This is a genomic window from Agrobacterium sp. 22094, from assembly GCF_052046015.1.
Lineage (GTDB): Bacteria > Pseudomonadota > Alphaproteobacteria > Rhizobiales > Rhizobiaceae > Agrobacterium > Agrobacterium cavarae.
On the sequence record NZ_JBQEPX010000001.1, the window covers coordinates 1,368,025 to 1,383,822 of the forward strand.

Annotated in this window: 15 protein-coding genes and 1 pseudogene; all 16 read right to left on the reverse strand. The window is 58.0% G+C overall.

Features of this window, described 5'->3' with window-relative positions:
* Positions 1 to 22 precede the first annotated feature (22 nt).
* The gene (gene nuoN, locus ACTJK5_RS06545; RefSeq protein ID WP_062426130.1) at positions 23 to 1,465 is read right to left on the reverse strand and encodes an NADH-quinone oxidoreductase subunit NuoN; all 1,443 of its coding nucleotides are present in this window, start codon (positions 1,463 to 1,465) and stop codon (positions 23 to 25) included.
* An 18-nt stretch (positions 1,466 to 1,483) separates the two neighbouring features.
* Positions 1,484 to 2,995 (reverse strand): NADH-quinone oxidoreductase subunit M, encoded by a 1,512-nt coding sequence (locus tag ACTJK5_RS06550; RefSeq protein ID WP_440612037.1) that lies wholly within the window; start codon positions 2,993 to 2,995, stop codon positions 1,484 to 1,486.
* A complete protein-coding gene (gene nuoL / locus ACTJK5_RS06555) occupies positions 2,995 to 4,992 on the reverse strand; it encodes an NADH-quinone oxidoreductase subunit L (RefSeq protein ID WP_440612038.1) in 1,998 nt (665 codons plus the stop codon). Before nuoL ends, ACTJK5_RS06550 begins: the two co-directional genes overlap by 1 nt.
* Positions 4,993 to 4,999: 7 nt before the next feature.
* A complete protein-coding gene (gene nuoK, locus ACTJK5_RS06560; protein WP_062425532.1) occupies positions 5,000 to 5,308 on the reverse strand; it encodes an NADH-quinone oxidoreductase subunit NuoK in 309 nt (102 codons plus the stop codon).
* A gap of 29 nt (positions 5,309 to 5,337) precedes the next feature.
* Positions 5,338 to 5,952, reverse strand: a complete 615-nt coding sequence (locus tag ACTJK5_RS06565) for an NADH-quinone oxidoreductase subunit J (RefSeq protein WP_062425533.1) — start codon at positions 5,950 to 5,952, stop codon at positions 5,338 to 5,340.
* A 137-nt stretch (positions 5,953 to 6,089) separates the two neighbouring features.
* A complete protein-coding gene (nuoI, locus tag ACTJK5_RS06570; RefSeq protein ID WP_003502385.1) occupies positions 6,090 to 6,581 on the reverse strand; it encodes an NADH-quinone oxidoreductase subunit NuoI in 492 nt (163 codons plus the stop codon).
* Positions 6,582 to 6,620: 39 nt separating this feature from the next.
* Entirely contained in the window at positions 6,621 to 7,664 is a 1,044-nt protein-coding gene (gene nuoH, locus ACTJK5_RS06575) for an NADH-quinone oxidoreductase subunit NuoH (protein ID WP_062425534.1), read from the reverse strand.
* A 12-nt stretch (positions 7,665 to 7,676) separates the two neighbouring features.
* Positions 7,677 to 9,758 carry an NADH-quinone oxidoreductase subunit NuoG gene (gene nuoG / locus ACTJK5_RS06580; protein ID WP_440612039.1) on the reverse strand — a complete coding sequence of 694 codons (2,082 nt, stop codon included), beginning with the start codon at positions 9,756 to 9,758 and terminating at the stop codon, positions 7,677 to 7,679.
* Positions 9,759 to 9,917: 159 nt separating this feature from the next.
* Entirely contained in the window at positions 9,918 to 11,222 is a 1,305-nt protein-coding gene (nuoF, locus tag ACTJK5_RS06585) for an NADH-quinone oxidoreductase subunit NuoF (RefSeq protein WP_062425536.1), read from the reverse strand.
* A 17-nt stretch (positions 11,223 to 11,239) separates the two neighbouring features.
* Positions 11,240 to 12,046: pseudogene (gene nuoE / locus ACTJK5_RS06590) on the reverse strand (NADH-quinone oxidoreductase subunit NuoE); the annotation flags it as partial.
* Between the two features lie 16 nt (positions 12,047 to 12,062).
* Positions 12,063 to 12,317 (reverse strand): hypothetical protein, encoded by a 255-nt coding sequence (locus tag ACTJK5_RS06595; protein ID WP_062426132.1) that lies wholly within the window; start codon positions 12,315 to 12,317, stop codon positions 12,063 to 12,065.
* A gap of 2 nt (positions 12,318 to 12,319) precedes the next feature.
* Positions 12,320 to 13,510, reverse strand: coding sequence for an NADH-quinone oxidoreductase subunit D (locus ACTJK5_RS06600; RefSeq protein ID WP_062425538.1), 1,191 nt, complete (start codon positions 13,508 to 13,510; stop codon positions 12,320 to 12,322).
* A complete protein-coding gene (locus ACTJK5_RS06605) occupies positions 13,510 to 13,941 on the reverse strand; it encodes a GFA family protein (protein WP_440612040.1) in 432 nt (143 codons plus the stop codon). The genes ACTJK5_RS06600 and ACTJK5_RS06605 overlap by 1 nt, the downstream gene beginning before the upstream one ends.
* Positions 13,938 to 14,540 carry an NADH-quinone oxidoreductase subunit C gene (locus tag ACTJK5_RS06610; protein WP_062437778.1) on the reverse strand — a complete coding sequence of 201 codons (603 nt, stop codon included), beginning with the start codon at positions 14,538 to 14,540 and terminating at the stop codon, positions 13,938 to 13,940. Before ACTJK5_RS06610 ends, ACTJK5_RS06605 begins: the two co-directional genes overlap by 4 nt.
* Before the next feature lie 17 nt (positions 14,541 to 14,557).
* Entirely contained in the window at positions 14,558 to 15,142 is a 585-nt protein-coding gene (locus tag ACTJK5_RS06615) for a NuoB/complex I 20 kDa subunit family protein (RefSeq protein ID WP_062437779.1), read from the reverse strand.
* Positions 15,133 to 15,498, reverse strand: a complete 366-nt coding sequence (locus tag ACTJK5_RS06620; RefSeq protein ID WP_062425542.1) for an NADH-quinone oxidoreductase subunit A — start codon at positions 15,496 to 15,498, stop codon at positions 15,133 to 15,135. The genes ACTJK5_RS06615 and ACTJK5_RS06620 overlap by 10 nt, the downstream gene beginning before the upstream one ends.
* Between the last annotated feature and the right edge of the window lie 300 nt (positions 15,499 to 15,798).

Genomic DNA, 15,798 nt, shown 5'->3' on the forward strand with positions numbered 1-15,798 from the left:
CGCTGTTTCATGGCGTTTTCGCTCAAAAGAACGTCTTTGCCGCAGCTGTCACGGCGTTGCCGAGCATGCCACCGAAGAAGATGAAGGCGATGACGAAGAGGCCGGAGAGTGCGTAAACGATCCGCAACTCGCCAGCGGCCTTTTCAAAGCCACCCTTGGCATCATCGAACCACATGAGCTTGACGATGCGCAGGTAGTAGTAGGCACCGACGACCGATGCGACCACACCGATAACTGCCAGCGCATAGAGCTTGGCTTCGATGGCCGCGAGGAAGACATAATACTTGGCGAAGAAGCCTGCGAGCGGCGGAATACCAGCCAGCGAGAACATCAGAGCCGTCAAAACCAGCGCCATGAAGGGGTTGGTCGAAGAAAGCCCGGCCAGATCATCGACATTCTCGACATTGCCGACTTCCTTGCGACGCATTGCAAGAATGCAGGCAAAGGTGCCGAGCGTCATGCCCATGTAAACGGCCATGTAAATCAGCACGCCGGCGACGCCAGATTCGTTTCCGGCAGCGAGGCCGACAAGGGCGTAACCCATGTGACCGATCGATGAATAGGCCATCAGGCGCTTTATGTTCTTCTGACCGATTGCGGCAAAGGAGCCGAGCAGCATGGATGCGATCGACACGAAAACGACGATCTGCTGCCAATCGGCGAAGACAGGCTGAAATGCGTCGACAACGACGCGAACGAAAATCGCCATGGCGCCGATCTTCGGTGCTGCTGCAAGGAAGGCGGTGACCGGGGTCGGCGCGCCTTCATAGACGTCCGGCGTCCACATGTGGAAAGGAACGGCGGAAATCTTGAATGCCAGACCGGCCAACACGAAGACCAGACCAAAGACGACACCAAGCGAACGGGTTTCGGCGGACAGTACGGCCGCGATTTCCTGGAAGCCAGTATTACCGGTGAAGCCGTAGATCAGCGACATGCCGTAAAGCAGCATGCCCGAAGACAGTGCACCAAGAACGAAATACTTCAGACCGGCTTCGGTCGAGCGCAGGCTCTCACGGTTGATCGCGCAGATGACGTAGAGTGCCAGCGACTGCAGCTCGAGCGCCATGTAAAGCGAGATCAGGTTGTTGGCGGAGATCATCAGCAGAATGCCGAGTGTCGCCAGAACCAGAAGCACCGGATATTCGAAACGACCGATCGGCTCCACACGGCTATGGCCAACCGCGAGGATCATGGCGACGATGGAACCGATCAGCGCCAGGATCTTCATGAAGTTGCCGAAGGCATCGGCGACGTAAACGCCACCAAAGGCTTCTCCGCTTGCCGGAGCGAAGATGATCCACAGGCCGACGACGACCAAAAGCGCGACGGCAAGACCCGTCACAGTGTTGGTCGACTTGTCGCCGGAGAAGACGCCGATCATGAGCAGCGCCAGCGCACCGACCGCAAGGATCAGCTCGGGCGTCGCGATGCGCAGACTGGCAAAAAGAAGTTCAGCGGTCATATCCAACGGGTCCTGTCGTCAGTTCAGCGAGAGCGCAACATTCTGCGCTGCCTGCAATGCGGCGGTATAATTATTGATCACGAGATCCACCGATGCCGCCGTCGCATCGAAGACCGGTGCCGGGTAGACGCCGAAGAAGATCGTCAGCACCACCAGCGGATAAAGGATGACCTTTTCACGGGTGTTGAGATCGAGCATCGCCTTCAGGCTTTCCTTCTCAAGCGCACCGAAAATCACGCGGCGATAGAGCCACAGCGCGTAGGATGCCGAGAGAATGACGCCCGTTGCGGCAAAGAGGGCCACCCAGGTGTTGGCGCGGAAAACGCCGATGATGGTCAGAAATTCCCCGACGAAGCCCGAGGTGCCGGGCAGGCCGACATTGGCCATGGTGAAGACCATGAAAGCCACGGCGTATTTCGGCATGTTGTTGACCAGGCCACCATAGGCCGCAATCTCACGGGTGTGGAGGCGGTCATAGACAACGCCGACGCAGAGGAAGAGTGCACTCGACACGATGCCGTGAGACAGCATCTGGAAGATAGCGCCCTGCAGACCCTGCACGTTGGCCGCGAAGATACCCATCGTTACGTAACCCATATGGGCAACCGAGGAATAGGCAATCAGCTTCTTGATGTCTTCCTGCATCATCGCCACCAGCGAAGTGTAGATGATGGCAAGCACCGACAGCGTGAAGACGAAGGGCGCGAAATGCTCGGACGCCAGTGGGAACATCGACAGCGAGAAACGGATGAAACCGTAACCACCGAGCTTCAGCATGACGCCCGCCAGAATGACCGAACCTGCGGTCGGAGCCTGAACGTGTGCATCCGGAAGCCAGGTATGAACCGGCCACATTGGCATCTTGACGGCAAAGGCCGCGAAGCAGGCAAGCCAGAGCCAGGTCTGCATGCCAGCCGGGAAGCCGTGCTTGAGAAGCTCGGTCATATCCGTCGTGCCAGCCTGCCAGTACATCGCCATGATGGCGAGCATGGTCAGAACCGAGCCGAGAAGCGTGTAGAGGAAGAACTTGTAGGATGCGTAGACGCGATCCTTGCCACCCCAGACGCCGATGATGATGAACATCGGGATCAGCGTCGCTTCGAAGAAGACGTAGAAGAGAACGGTGTCGAGCGCGACAAACACGCCGACCATGACGACTTCCAGAAGGAGGAAGGCGATCATGTATTCCTTCAGGCGCTTCTGGACGGAATCCCAGCTTGCGAGAACGCAAAACGGCATGAGGAACGTCGTCAGGATGACGAAGAGCATGGAGATGCCATCGACGCCCAGATGATAGGCGGCGATGCTACCGAACCAGTTGTGCTTCTCGATCATCTGGAAGCCGGGGTTCGAATTGTCGAAGCCGATCCAGATGAAGAGCGAGACGATGAAGGTAAACACCGTCGTCAGAAGCGAGACATTGAGAATGTTGCGGCGCCCAAAGGGGCCGTTCTCATTCGTCAGAAGCAGGAGCACCACGCCGACGAGCGGCAGGAAGGTGACCGTGGAAAGAATGGGCCAATCGGTCATCAGAGGGCACTCCCGAGCATCATCCAGGTGACTAGTGCTGCGATGCCGATCAGCATCGCGAAGGCATAGTGATAAAGGTAACCGGACTGCAGACGGACGACACGGTTGGTCACATCAACCACGCGCGCTGCAATACCATTGGGGCCATAGGCGTCGATGACGGCCACGTCGCCCTTCTTCCACAGGAAGCGACCGAGCGCCTTTGCGGAACGAACGAAGAGGAAGTCGTAGAGTTCGTCGAAGTACCACTTGTTCAAGAGGAACTGGTAGAGGCCGCGGTGGGTCTCTGCCAGACGCTCCGGCGTTTCCGGCGACTTGATGTAGAAATACCAGGCGGTGACGAAACCGAGAACCATGGCGATGAATGGGCTCCACTTAACCCAAAGCGGCACGTGGTGGAACTCTTCAAGGATTTCATTGGAGGGAAGCGTGAAGAGCGCACCCTTCCAGAATTCCGCATATTCATGGCCGAAGAAGTAGCCTTCGAACACGACACCGGCAAAGATCGCACCAATCGTCAGGACGAAAAGCGGGATCAGCATCACCATCGGCGATTCATGGACGTGGTGCATGACATCGGCGGAAGCGCGCGGCTTGCCGAAGAAGGTCATGAACGCCAAGCGCCAGGAATAGAAGCTGGTGAACAGCGCTGCGACGACCAGCATTGTGAACGCAAAACCTGCGAGCGGGCTATGCGACGCAAACGACGACTCGATGATCACGTCCTTAGAGAAGAAGCCGGCAAAGCCGATCATCGTTCCAGGGATACCGACGCCTGTCAGTGCCAGATTGCCAACGGTCATCGTCCAGAAGGTGATCGGGATATGCTTGCGCAGACCACCCATGTGACGCATGTCCTGCTCGCCATCCACCGCGTGGATAACGGAACCGGCGCAAAGGAACAGCAAAGCCTTGAAAAAGGCGTGCGTGAAGAGGTGGAAAATAGCCGCGCCATAAGCGCCGACGCCGAGCGCCACGAACATGTAACCGAGCTGCGAGCAGGTCGAATAGGCAATGACGCGCTTGATGTCGTTCTGCACCAGACCAACGGTTGCCGCAAAGAAGGCCGTGATGGCACCGATCAGTGTGACGAACATCAAAGCGTTCGGCGACAGTTCGAAGACCGGCGACATGCGCGCGACCAGGAACACGCCAGCCGTCACCATGGTTGCGGCATGGATCAGCGCCGACACAGGCGTCGGGCCTTCCATGGCGTCCGGCAGCCATGTGTGCAGCAGGAACTGCGCCGACTTACCCATCGAGCCCATGAAAAGCAGCAGGCAGACCGCCGTCAGTGCATGCGCCTTGTCGAGCTGCATGCCGAAGAGGTTGATGACCGCTTCGGTAGAGGCTGCGCCGTCGGCAGGCAGGTAGGAACCAGCAGCCGCGAAGATCGTTTCGAAGTTGATCGAGCCGAACAGGACGAAGAGACCGGAAATACCGAGAATGAAGCCGAAGTCGCCGACACGGTTGACGATGAAGGCCTTCATGGCTGCAGCCGACGCGGATGGCTTCTTGAACCAGAAGCCGATCAGCAGATAGGACGCCAGACCAACGCCTTCCCAGCCGAAGAACATCTGCAGCAAGTTGTCGGAGGTCACCAGCATCAGCATGGCGAAGGTGAAGAGCGAGAGATAGGCGAAGAAGCGCGGACGATGCGGATCGTGATGCATGTACCCGATGGAGTACAGATGCACGAGACAGGACACCGTGTTGACCACGACGAACATGACCGCGGTCAGCGTGTCGATGCGGAACGCCCACTCGACGTCGATGCCGCCGGACTGGATCCAGCGCAGCACCGGCACCTTGATGACCTCACCAGCCTCATGGGTCAGAAGCGCGACGTCGAAGAACACGATCCATGACAGGATCGCCACCACGACCATAAGGCCGGTGGTGACATATTCCGAGGCCTTGGCGCCGATGGACCGGCCAAAGAGACCAGCGATCAGGAAGCCGATCAGCGGAAGAAAGACGATAGCCTTGTAGATCATAGCCTTATCAGCCCTTCATCATATTGACGTCTTCCACGGCGATCGATCCGCGGTTGCGGTAGAAGACTACGAGTATTGCAAGACCGATGGCCGCTTCTGCAGCAGCAACAGTCAGAATGAACAGGGCGAAGACCTGACCCACCATGTCGTTGAGCACCCATGAGAAGGCGACGAGGTTGAGGTTCACCGCCAGAAGGATGAGTTCGATCGACATGAGGATGACGATGACATTCTTCCGGTTGAGGAAGATACCGAAGATGCCGATCGTGAAGAGGATCGCGCTGACCGTCAGGTAATGGGAAAGACCGATTTCCATATTCTATGTTCCTTGGATCCGTTCGCGCCTCAGAGGCCCTGACCCGGCTTGACCTTGACCGTCGTAACAGCGGTCTTCGGATCGCGGGCGACCTGCGTTGAAATGTCCTGACGCTTGATGTCCGTGCGGTGACGCAGCGTCAGCACGATGGCGCCGATCATGGCCACAAGCAGCACGAGACCTGCCAGCTGGAAGAAGTAGACGTAGTTCGTATAGAGGACGTCACCCAGAGCGGCAGTGTTGGCGCGTTCGACCGGGTTCGGGATCGGCATCGTGATCGACTTCGCCGCCTCCGGGTTCAGCACGCTGCCGCCAATGACGACGATCAGTTCCGCCGCCAGGATGACCCCGATCAAGGCACCGATCGGCGCATATTGCAGCACACCGGAACGCAACTCGGCAAAATCCACATCCAGCATCATGACGACGAAGAGGAACAACACCGCCACAGCGCCGACATAAACAACCAGCAGGATCATGCCGAGGAACTCGGCGCCCGTCAGCAGGAAGAGCGCCGCCGCGTTGAAGAAGGTCAGGATCAGGAACAGAACCGAGTGAACCGGGTTCTTGGATGCAATGACCAGAAACGCAGACGCCACGGCGACGAAAGCGAAGATGTAGAAGAATACAGCGTGCAGACCCATGTTGGTGCCTTTTTGTCCTCACCGGACAAAAGCGGCCTTCAGACCGCCCTGCCCGTTTCGTTCCCGCCAGCGATCGCCGACAGGCATTTCATCTTTTTTGATCCCCGGAGAGAAGCTCCGAAGACATGGAGTGAGCCTTAACGATAAGGCGCATCCAGAGCGAGGTTACGCGCGATTTCACGCTCCCAGCGATCGCCATTGTCGAGAAGCTTCTGCTTGTCGAAATAGAGTTCTTCTCGGGTTTCCGTCGCAAACTCGAAATTCGGGCCTTCGACAATCGCGTCAACTGGGCAGGCTTCCTGGCAGAAGCCGCAATAGATGCACTTCACCATGTCGATGTCGTAACGAACCGTGCGGCGTGTGCCATCGTTGCGGCGCGGGCCGGCTTCGATGGTGATCGCCTGAGCGGGACAGATCGCCTCGCACAGCTTGCAGGCGATGCAGCGCTCTTCGCCGTTCGGATAGCGACGCAGAGCGTGCTCACCACGGAAGCGCGGGCTGACCGGGCCTTTTTCGAAAGGATAGTTCACCGTTGCCTTCTGTTTGAAGAAGTGGCGCATGGTCAAAAAGATCGCGCCGACGAATTCCTTGAGGAACAGCGAATTGACGGCTTGGGAAAGACTGGCCATCTCAACCTCCAAATCTGCAAGCGCGGAGTTCGGACATCATCATGCCCCTGCCGTCAGCTTGAGTACGAATGCAACAATCACGACCATGGCAAGCGACAGCGGAAGGAAGACCTTCCAGCCGAGACGCATCAGCTGGTCGTAGCGGTAACGCGGGACGAATGCCTTCACCAGACCGAACATGAAGAACACCATGACGCCCTTCAGCACGAACCAGACAATGCCCGGAACCCAGTTCAGGAACCACACATCGACAATCGGCAGCCAGCCGCCAAGGAACAGAATGGTCGTCAGGCAGCACATCAGAACGATGGCAGCATATTCGCCCAGCATGAACATCATGTACGGGGTGGAGCCATACTCCACCATGTGACCGGCCACAAGTTCCGATTCCGCTTCCGGCAGATCGAAGGGCGGACGGTTGGTCTCAGCCAGCGACGAAATGAAGAAGACGATGAACATCGGGAAGAGCGGCAGCCAGTGCCAGTCGAGGAACGATGCCGGCAGACCGAGCGATGTACCGATACCCGAATGCTGGGCATTGACGATATCCGTCAGGTTCAACGAGCCAACGCACAGCAGAACGGTAACGATGACCAGACCGATCGAGACTTCGTAGGAGACCATCTGCGCGGCGGAACGAAGCGCGCCGAGGAACGGGTACTTCGAGTTGGACGCCCAGCCCCCCATGATGATGCCGTACACTTCGAGCGACGAAATCGCAAAGATGTAGAGAATCCCGACATTGATGTTGGCAATCACCCAGCCCTGGTTGAACGGGATGACGGCGTAAGTGGCTAGGGCGAGCGTCACTGCGACGAGTGGCGCAAGCAGGAAGACTGCCTTGTTGGCACCGGACGGAATGACCGGCTCCTTGAGGATGAACTTCAACAAGTCGGCAAAGGACTGGAAGAGACCGAAGGGACCAACGACGTTCGGGCCACGGCGCAGCTGAACGGCAGCCCAGATCTTGCGGTCCGCCAGAAGCAGGAACGCAATCGCGACCAGAAGTATAACGAGAAGCAGCAGAGACTGGCCGACAATAATCAGCGCTGGCCAGACATAGCTCCAGAAAAACGAGTCCATAATCCCCTACCCTTACTCTGCCGCAGCCTTGAAATTGTTGCGGGCCAATGCGGAGCATTCGGCCATCACGGCGGACGCTCTCGCAATCGGGTTCGTCAAATAGAAATCCTTAACCGGCGTTGCAAAACCCGCCTTGTTAAGAGCGCCGGTCTTGCCGGAGAGTGCAGTTAGGTCGTGGACGTTGCCCGCAGCAATCTCATCGGTATCGGCAAAATGCGGATGTGCGATGTAAAGCTGTGCGCGCAGGCCAGACAGGCTGTCGAATGGCAGCTTCTTGCCGAGAACATCGGAAAGAGCACGCAGGATCGCCCAGTCTTCACGCGCTTCGCCAGGAGCAAAGCCCGCGCGGTTACCGAGCTGAACGCGGCCCTCGGTGTTCACCCAGATACCGGATTTTTCGGTATAGGCAGCACCCGGCAGGATCACGTCGGCATTCATCGCGCCATTGTCGCCATGCGAACCGATATAGACGGTGAGCTTTGCAGCCTTGGCCGAAAGATCGATCTCATCGGCGCCGAGCAGGAAGAGCACGTCGGAGGAGGCAACGATCGAAGCGGCGTTTGCGGACTTGTCCGCCGGAACGAAGCCAAGATCGAGACCGCCGACGCGCGATGCTGCCGTGTGCAGAACGGAGAAACCGTTCCAGGCTTCCGAGACCGCGCCGATGTTTCCAGCAAGCTTTGCCGCATCGGCCAGAATTGCTGCGCCGTCTTCGCGCGTCAAAGCGCCTTGGCCGACGATGATCATCGGGTTCTTAGCCAGCTTCAGCTTCTCAAGGAAGCTTCCCGAGCCATTGACCAGATCGGTCAGCGTATCGGTGCCAGCACCGAGATATTCGTAGTCGTAACGCAGTTCGCCTGCTTCGCCGATCACGCCGATCGGGAAGCCGCCACGGCGCCAGCGCTTGCGGATGCGAGCGTTGAGGACAGCCGCTTCGAAGCGCGGGTTGGAACCGATGACCAGCAGCGCATCGGCCTTTTCGATGCCTTGGATGGTCGTATTGAAGATGTAGCTTGCACGACCGAGCGACGGATCGAGTGCTGCACCGTCCTGACGGCAATCGACATTGCTCGAGCCGAGCGAAGCGAGAAGCGACTTCAGCGCAAACATTTCCTCGACGGAGGCAAGATCGCCGGCAATGGCGCCGATCTTTTCGCCAGACGTCGCCGAAACGGCAGCCTTGATCGCACCAAAGGCTTCGCCCCAGGTGGCAGGCTGCAGACGTCCATCCTTGCGGACATAAGGACGATCGAGACGCTGCGCCTTCAAGCCGTCCCAGATGAAGCGGCTCTTGTCGGAAATCCACTCTTCATTGATCGATTCGTTGACGCGCGGCATGATGCGCATGACTTCACGACCGCGAGTATCCACACGGATTGCAGAGCCGAGCGCATCCATCACATCGATGGTTTCGGTCTTGCCGAGTTCCCATGGACGCGCCGTGAAGGCGAAGGGCTTGGAGGTCAAGGCGCCGACCGGGCAGAGGTCAACGACGTTGCCCTGCAGCTCGGAGGTCATGGCCTGCTCAAGATAGGTGGTGATCTCGGCATCCTCGCCGCGACCGATCAGGCCGAGTTCGGAAATGCCGGCAACTTCCGTGGTGAAACGAACGCAGCGCGTGCAGTGAATGCAGCGGTTCATAACTGTCTTGACGAGCGGGCCGATATATTTGTCTTCAACCGCACGCTTGTTTTCAGAGTAGCGCGAACCGGCGATACCGAAGGCCATAGCCTGGTCCTGGAGGTCGCACTCACCGCCCTGGTCGCAGATCGGGCAATCCAGCGGGTGGTTGATGAGCAGGAATTCCATCACGCCTTCGCGGGCCTTCTTGACCATCGGCGTGTTGGTGAACACTTCCGGCAGTTCGCCATTCGGGCCGCCGCGAATATCGCGCACACCCATGGCGCAGGAGGCTGCGGGCTTGGGCGGTCCGCCCTTCACCTCGATCAGACACATGCGGCAGTTACCGGCTACCGACAAACGCTCATGAAAACAAAAGCGCGGAACTTCGGCACCAGCCTCCTCACACGCCTGAAGCAGCGTGAAATGATCCGGAACCTCGATCTCTTTACCGTCAACCTTGAGCTTTGTCATGGTTCTACTTACGTCCTGTTGCCTGTCCGTCCCGCCAAAACCGCGGTCCACGACAAATCCCGATCGCATCTTGCCGCATCATTGAGATTCGACCGGATGCTTAAATGATTTTCGGGATCGGTGAAACCCGGTCCCTGGCCTTGTCAGCCGCCGTACACGTTACTCGGCAGCTTCCATTACAGCGCCATCATCCATGGCTCTGTAGGTATATTGGTCGATGCGCTTTTCGATTTCCGGACGGAAATTGCGGATCAGCGCCTGAACCGGCCACGCGGCCGCATCGCCAAGCGCGCAGATGGTGTGGCCTTCGATCTGCTTCGTCACTTCGAACAGCATGTCGATTTCGCGCTTCTGTGCGTTGCCCTTGACCATGCGCTCGAGAACACGCCACATCCAGCCTGTGCCTTCACGGCAAGGGGTGCACTGGCCGCAGCTCTCATGCTTGAAGAAGGCCGCGATGCGGGCAATCGCCTTGATGACATCGGTCGACTTGTCCATGACGATCATGCCGCCGGTACCGAAGGACGACTTCACTTCGCGCATGCCGTCGAAGTCCATGATGGCGTCCTTCATGTCCTCACCGCGAACGATGGGGCAGGATGCGCCGCCTGGAATAACGCCGAGAAGATTGTCCCAGCCACCGCGAATACCGCCACAGTGACGCTCGATCAGTTCCTTGAAGGACACACCCAGCGCATCCTCGAAGGTGCATGGGCGCTCGACATGGCCGGAGACCATGAACAGCTTGGTGCCGACATTGTTCGGACGACCGATCGACGAGAACCAGGAGGCACCGCGACGCAGGATCGTTGGCGCAACGGCAATCGATTCGACGTTGTTGACCGTTGTCGGGCAGCCGTAGAGACCCATATTCGCCGGGAATGGTGGCTTCAGGCGCGGCTGGCCCTTCTTGCCTTCCAGGCTTTCGAGCAGTGCGGTTTCCTCGCCGCAGATATAGGCACCTGCGCCGTGGTGAACGTAGATATCGAAATCCCAGCCGTTCTTGTTGTTTACGCCAAGCAAGCCGGCGTCATAGCACTCGTCGATGGCTGCCTGCAGCGCTTCGCGCTCACGCATATATTCGCCGCGCACATAGATATAGGCCGTGTGGGCACCCATGGCGAAACCGGCAATCACGCAGCCTTCGATCAGCGTATGCGGATCGTGGCGCAGGATTTCGCGGTCCTTACAGGTGCCGGGCTCGGACTCGTCAGCGTTGACGACGAGGTAATGCGGGCGACCATCGCTTTCCTTCGGCATGAAGGACCACTTCAAGCCGGTCGGGAAGCCTGCACCACCACGACCACGAAGGCCAGAAGCCTTCATCTCGTTGATGATCCAGTCGCGGCCCTTTTCGATGATCTGCTTTGTGCCATCCCAATGGCCACGCGCCATGTTGCCCTTAAGCGACTTGTCCTTAAGGCCGTAGAGATTGGTGAAGATACGATCTTGATCTTTCAGCATGGTTCAACCTCTCACTGCGACTTCTTGGCATCGCTATTGGTGTCGGCAGCCTTGGCATTTTCCGCTGCAGCCTTAGGCTCCGTCGCAGGTGTCTTCAGCTTCGGATCTGTTTCCGGCGTATCCGTCTTCGGCTTAGCGGCGTTGGAAGGCGGCGTTTGCGCAGCGTCTGGCGCGGGCTCGTCCTTCTTGTCGAGATTGGAGCGATCCGGCTTGGTCTCTTCCGTCAGCGTCGTCAGCGCACCAACGGGTGCCGACAGATGACGGTCGATCTGCGGACCGGGCGTTACGGTATCGCCCTTGCCTGCTTCGAAGGCATCGATGATCTCTTCCAGGCGATGAGGCGTCAGATCCTCATAGGCGTCCTTGAAGATCATGACCATCGGCGCGTTGACGCAGGCGCCCTGACATTCCACTTCTTCCCAAGAGAGCGTGCCGCTTTCATTGGTGTGCAGCGGATCGTGGTGGATCTTGTGGCGGCAGACATCCATCAGCGCTTCAGAGCCACGCAGCATGCAAGGCGTCGTGCCACAGACCTGGATATGAGCCTTGGTGCCCACCGGCTTGATCTGGAACTGCGTATAGAATGTCGCCACTTCGAGGACGCGGATATAAGCCATATCCAGCATCTCGGCGACCTTCTCGATGGCGGCGCGGGTGACCCAGCCGTCCTGCTCCTGGGCGCGCATCAGCAGCGGGATGACCGCAGACTGCTGGCGTCCTTCCGGATATTTCTTGATCGTCTTTTCCGCCCACGTCGTGTTCTCCGCATTGAATGCGAAGCTTGCGGGCTGGACCTGATCTTCGGCTAGTCGACGAACGGACATACTTCCTCACGCCTCATCAATTTAACGACTCACACCGCGATCTCGCCACCGTGACGAACTCGCAAGCATAAGCCGCTTTGTCTTTTTGCATAAACACAATGAATTTGCTGCCGTTGGGAAGCGAGGACTTGATTTCGTATCCCAGATCCAGCAGCTGCTTGATGGTGGAACTGCCGCCGCTTGCGCCTGACGAAACCTCGTTCGTCGCCGTTTGGGCGAAGAGCGGTCCCGTGGCTGCAAGCAAAGCCGATATGGCGAGCGGCAGACGCATCATCAGCGATCGACCTCCCCGAACACGATGTCGAGAGAGCCGAGAACGGCGGTCACGTCAGCGAGCTGGTGGCCCTTGCAGAGGAAGTCCATCGCCTGCAGGTGGGCATAGCCCGGAGCGCGGATCTTGCAACGATAGGGCTTGTTGGTGCCATCGGCCACAACATAGACGCCAAATTCGCCCTTCGGCGCTTCGACGGCCGCATACACTTCGCCGGCCGGAACGTGATAGCCTTCGGTATAGAGCTTGAAGTGATGGATCAGTGCTTCCATCGAACGCTTCATCTCACCACGCTTCGGCGGCACGACCTTCCCGTCGAGCGACGAAACCGCACCGATGCGATGCTTGCCGGAAAGAAGCTCAACGCACTGCTTCATGATCTTCACCGATTCGCGCATTTCCTGCATGCGGATCAGGTAACGGTCGTAGCAGTCGCCATTTTTGCCGACCGGAATATCGAAGTCGAGATCGGAATAGCACTCATAGGGCTGCGCACGGCGCAGATCCCAGGCAGCACCCGAACCACGAACCATGACGCCGGTAAAGCCCCAGGCGAACGCATCTTCGAGCGACACGACGCCGATATCGACGTTACGCTGCTTGTAGATACGGTTGTCGGTGAGCAGGCCCTCGATGTTGTCGAGAACCGTGATGAATGGATCGCACCACTTGCCGATATCATCGACTAGTTCCTGCGGAATGTCCTGGTGGACGCCGCCTGGACGGAAATAGGCAGCGTGCATGCGCGCACCCGAAGCACGCTCATAGAACACCATCAGCTTTTCGCGCTCCTCGAAGCCCCAGACCGGCGGCGTCATGGCACCAACGTCCATGGCCTGAGTCGTGACGTTCATGATGTGCGACAGGATGCGGCCGATTTCGGAATAGAGAACGCGGATCAACTGACCGCGCATCGGGATTTCAAGCCCGAGCAGCCGTTCGACAGCAAGCGCAAAGGCGTGCTCCTGGTTCATCGGCGCGACGTAGTCGAGGCGGTCGAAGTAAGGGACAGCCTGAAGATAGGTCTTGGCTTCGATCAGCTTTTCCGTGCCGCGATGCAGCAGGCCGATATGCGGATCGACGCGCTCAACGATTTCGCCGTCGAGTTCCAGAACGAGACGCAGCACGCCGTGCGCGGACGGATGTTCCGGACCGAAGTTGATCGTAAAATTGCGAACATTATGTTCAGTCATCAGTGTTGCTCCGCCGACGTGATCATGGCGATGAATTCGGGGCCGGTCATTTTATTAGTGGCCTCGGCGAACGAATAGCTTGTCGGCTTTTCGTCAATGAAGATCTCGGATGCCAGCGTGAAGCTGGACGGATCGTTGAAGAGCTGGGCGGAAACGGCAAAATGCGCGCCATCCTTGGAGCGCCACATCACCGTGCTGCCGCATGTCTTGCAGAAGCAACGCTCGCCCCATTCGGACGACGAATAGACGCCGAGCGCCTCGGCATTCTCTACAGAGACGGACTTGCATTCAACAGCGAGGAAAACACCGCCGGACCAGCGACGGCACATGGAGCAATGGCATGCACCCATATCCCGGGCGCCGATCGTTGCTTGCATGCGAACGGCGCCGCAAAGACATTGTCCCTGCTCTGTGGAAACTGCTTCGCTCATTGCTTGGCCTTTTCATCACCCGGAAGAACGTAATCCGTTCCTTCCCAAGGCGAGAGGAAATCGAAGCTGCGGAATTCCTGCTTCAACTCCACGGGCTCGTAAAGAACGCGCTTTTGGACGTCATCGTAGCGCACTTCGACGAAACCGGTGAGCGGAAAATCCTTGCGAAGCGGATGACCTTCGAAGCCATAATCCGTCAGGATACGACGAAGATCGGAATGGCCTTCAAACGGAATACCATACATGTCCCAGGCTTCGCGCTCGAACCACTCAGCGCCGTAGAAAACGGACGTCGCAGACGGTACGCCTTCGTCTTCGGCCACTTGAAGCTTGATGCGAACGCGCAGGTTCTGGCGCGGAGACAGCAGATGATAGACGACATCGAAGCGCTTTTCGCGCTGCGGCCAGTCAACGCCACAGATATCGATGATGTTGACGAACCCGCACTGCACATCGTCACGCAGGAAAGTCAGAAGCGCGATGATGTTTTCCGGCGTCGTGTTCAGCGTCAACTCGCCGTAAGCGATGGCATGCGACTCGATAAGAGAGCCGCGCGCTTCCTGCACATAGGCCGCGAAATCGTTAAGAGCTTCGCTCATTCTTCAGTCCTCTGCCCTTAACGCTCGATCGTGCCTGTGCGGCGGATTTTCTTCTGCAGCAGAAGCACGCCGTAAAGCAGTGCTTCCGCCGTGGGGGGACAGCCCGGCACGTAAATATCGACTGGCACGACACGGTCGCAACCGCGAACGACGGCGTAGGAATAGTGATAGTAGCCGCCGCCATTGGCGCAGGAGCCCATGGAGATAACGTAGCGCGGCTCCGGCATCTGGTCATAGACCTTGCGCAGTGCGGGCGCCATCTTGTTGGTGAGCGTGCCGGCAACGATCATGACGTCCGACTGGCGCGGTGAGGCGCGCGGGGCAACGCCGAAGCGTTCCATGTCGTAACGCGGACCGGAGGCCTGCATCAGACCTTCGACGGCGCAGCAGGCCAGACCGAACTGCATCCACATCAGCGAGCCGGTGCGCGCCCATGTGATGAGCTCGTCGGTCGAAGTGACGAGAAAGCCCTTGTCGGCCAATTCGTCATTAATTTCGCTGAAGTAAGCGTCATCGCTACCGACCGGCTTGCCGGTCGATGGATCGATAATGCCCTTGGGCTTTTGCGCGACAAGCGTCGAGTCGTTTTGAACTACGCCCATTCCAGCGCTCCCTTCTTCCATTCATAGATGAAGCCGATGGTCAGAACGGCCAGAAACACCATCATGGACCAGAAACCGAACCAGCCGATTTCACCGAAGGAGACTGCCCACGGGAACAGGAAGGCGACTTCCAGGTCGAAGATGATGAAAAGGATCGAAACGAGATAGAATCGAATGTCGAACTTCATGCGAGCGTCGTCAAACGCGTTGAAGCCGCATTCGAATGCGGAAAGCTTCTCAGGATCGGGATTCTTGTAAGCAACCGCGAAAGGCGCGATCAACAGCGCCAGGCCGATGACGAGTGCGATACCGATGAAGATTGCGATCGGAATATAGGAACTGAGGAGTTCAGTCATTGTCTCTTCCTTGCCCGACCGAGCGTCGGGCACCCATTTGGAACTGACGTTCCGCAGGGCCGAATTGTGTTGCAACGCCGCAGTGGTTAGCGCAGCCGCGCCATCTCTGCAAGGGTTTAAGCACCTTTTCGCGCCAATCCCGCCACGGATTAGACACGGTAATGTCAAACAGCCGATGCTCTGGCCATTCGACATATAGCTAAATACTTAAGAAACATCGACAAAAATCGTTTAAACCGCTCTTTTAAATCGTCACATATTTTTGTGCCGTGCGGTAACGTTTTATGACACCGAGGAAGA

Bases quoted from the DNA above. Each gene is read 5' to 3' on its own strand.
- ACTJK5_RS06620 (WP_062425542.1), bottom strand. From the start codon at position 15,498: ATGACTGAACTCCTCAGTTCCTATATTCCGATCGCAATCTTCATCGGT.
- nuoK (WP_062425532.1), bottom strand. From the start codon at position 5,308: ATGGAAATCGGTCTTTCCCATTACCTGACGGTCAGCGCGATCCTCTTC.
- nuoN (WP_062426130.1), bottom strand. From the start codon at position 1,465: ATGACCGCTGAACTTCTTTTTGCCAGTCTGCGCATCGCGACGCCCGAG.
- ACTJK5_RS06610 (WP_062437778.1), bottom strand. From the start codon at position 14,540: ATGAGCGAAGCTCTTAACGATTTCGCGGCCTATGTGCAGGAAGCGCGC.
- ACTJK5_RS06595 (WP_062426132.1), bottom strand. From the start codon at position 12,317: ATGCGTCTGCCGCTCGCCATATCGGCTTTGCTTGCAGCCACGGGACCG.
- nuoI (WP_003502385.1), bottom strand. From the start codon at position 6,581: ATGGCCAGTCTTTCCCAAGCCGTCAATTCGCTGTTCCTCAAGGAATTC.
- nuoH (WP_062425534.1), bottom strand. From the start codon at position 7,664: ATGGACTCGTTTTTCTGGAGCTATGTCTGGCCAGCGCTGATTATTGTC.
- ACTJK5_RS06565 (WP_062425533.1), bottom strand. From the start codon at position 5,952: ATGGGTCTGCACGCTGTATTCTTCTACATCTTCGCTTTCGTCGCCGTG.
- nuoL (WP_440612038.1), bottom strand. From the start codon at position 4,992: ATGATCTACAAGGCTATCGTCTTTCTTCCGCTGATCGGCTTCCTGATC.
- ACTJK5_RS06550 (WP_440612037.1), bottom strand. From the start codon at position 2,995: ATGACCGATTGGCCCATTCTTTCCACGGTCACCTTCCTGCCGCTCGTC.
- nuoG (WP_440612039.1), bottom strand. From the start codon at position 9,758: ATGACAAAGCTCAAGGTTGACGGTAAAGAGATCGAGGTTCCGGATCAT.
- ACTJK5_RS06615 (WP_062437779.1), bottom strand. From the start codon at position 15,142: ATGGGCGTAGTTCAAAACGACTCGACGCTTGTCGCGCAAAAGCCCAAG.
- ACTJK5_RS06605 (WP_440612040.1), bottom strand. From the start codon at position 13,941: ATGAGCGAAGCAGTTTCCACAGAGCAGGGACAATGTCTTTGCGGCGCC.
- ACTJK5_RS06600 (WP_062425538.1), bottom strand. From the start codon at position 13,510: ATGACTGAACATAATGTTCGCAATTTTACGATCAACTTCGGTCCGGAA.
- nuoF (WP_062425536.1), bottom strand. From the start codon at position 11,222: ATGCTGAAAGATCAAGATCGTATCTTCACCAATCTCTACGGCCTTAAG.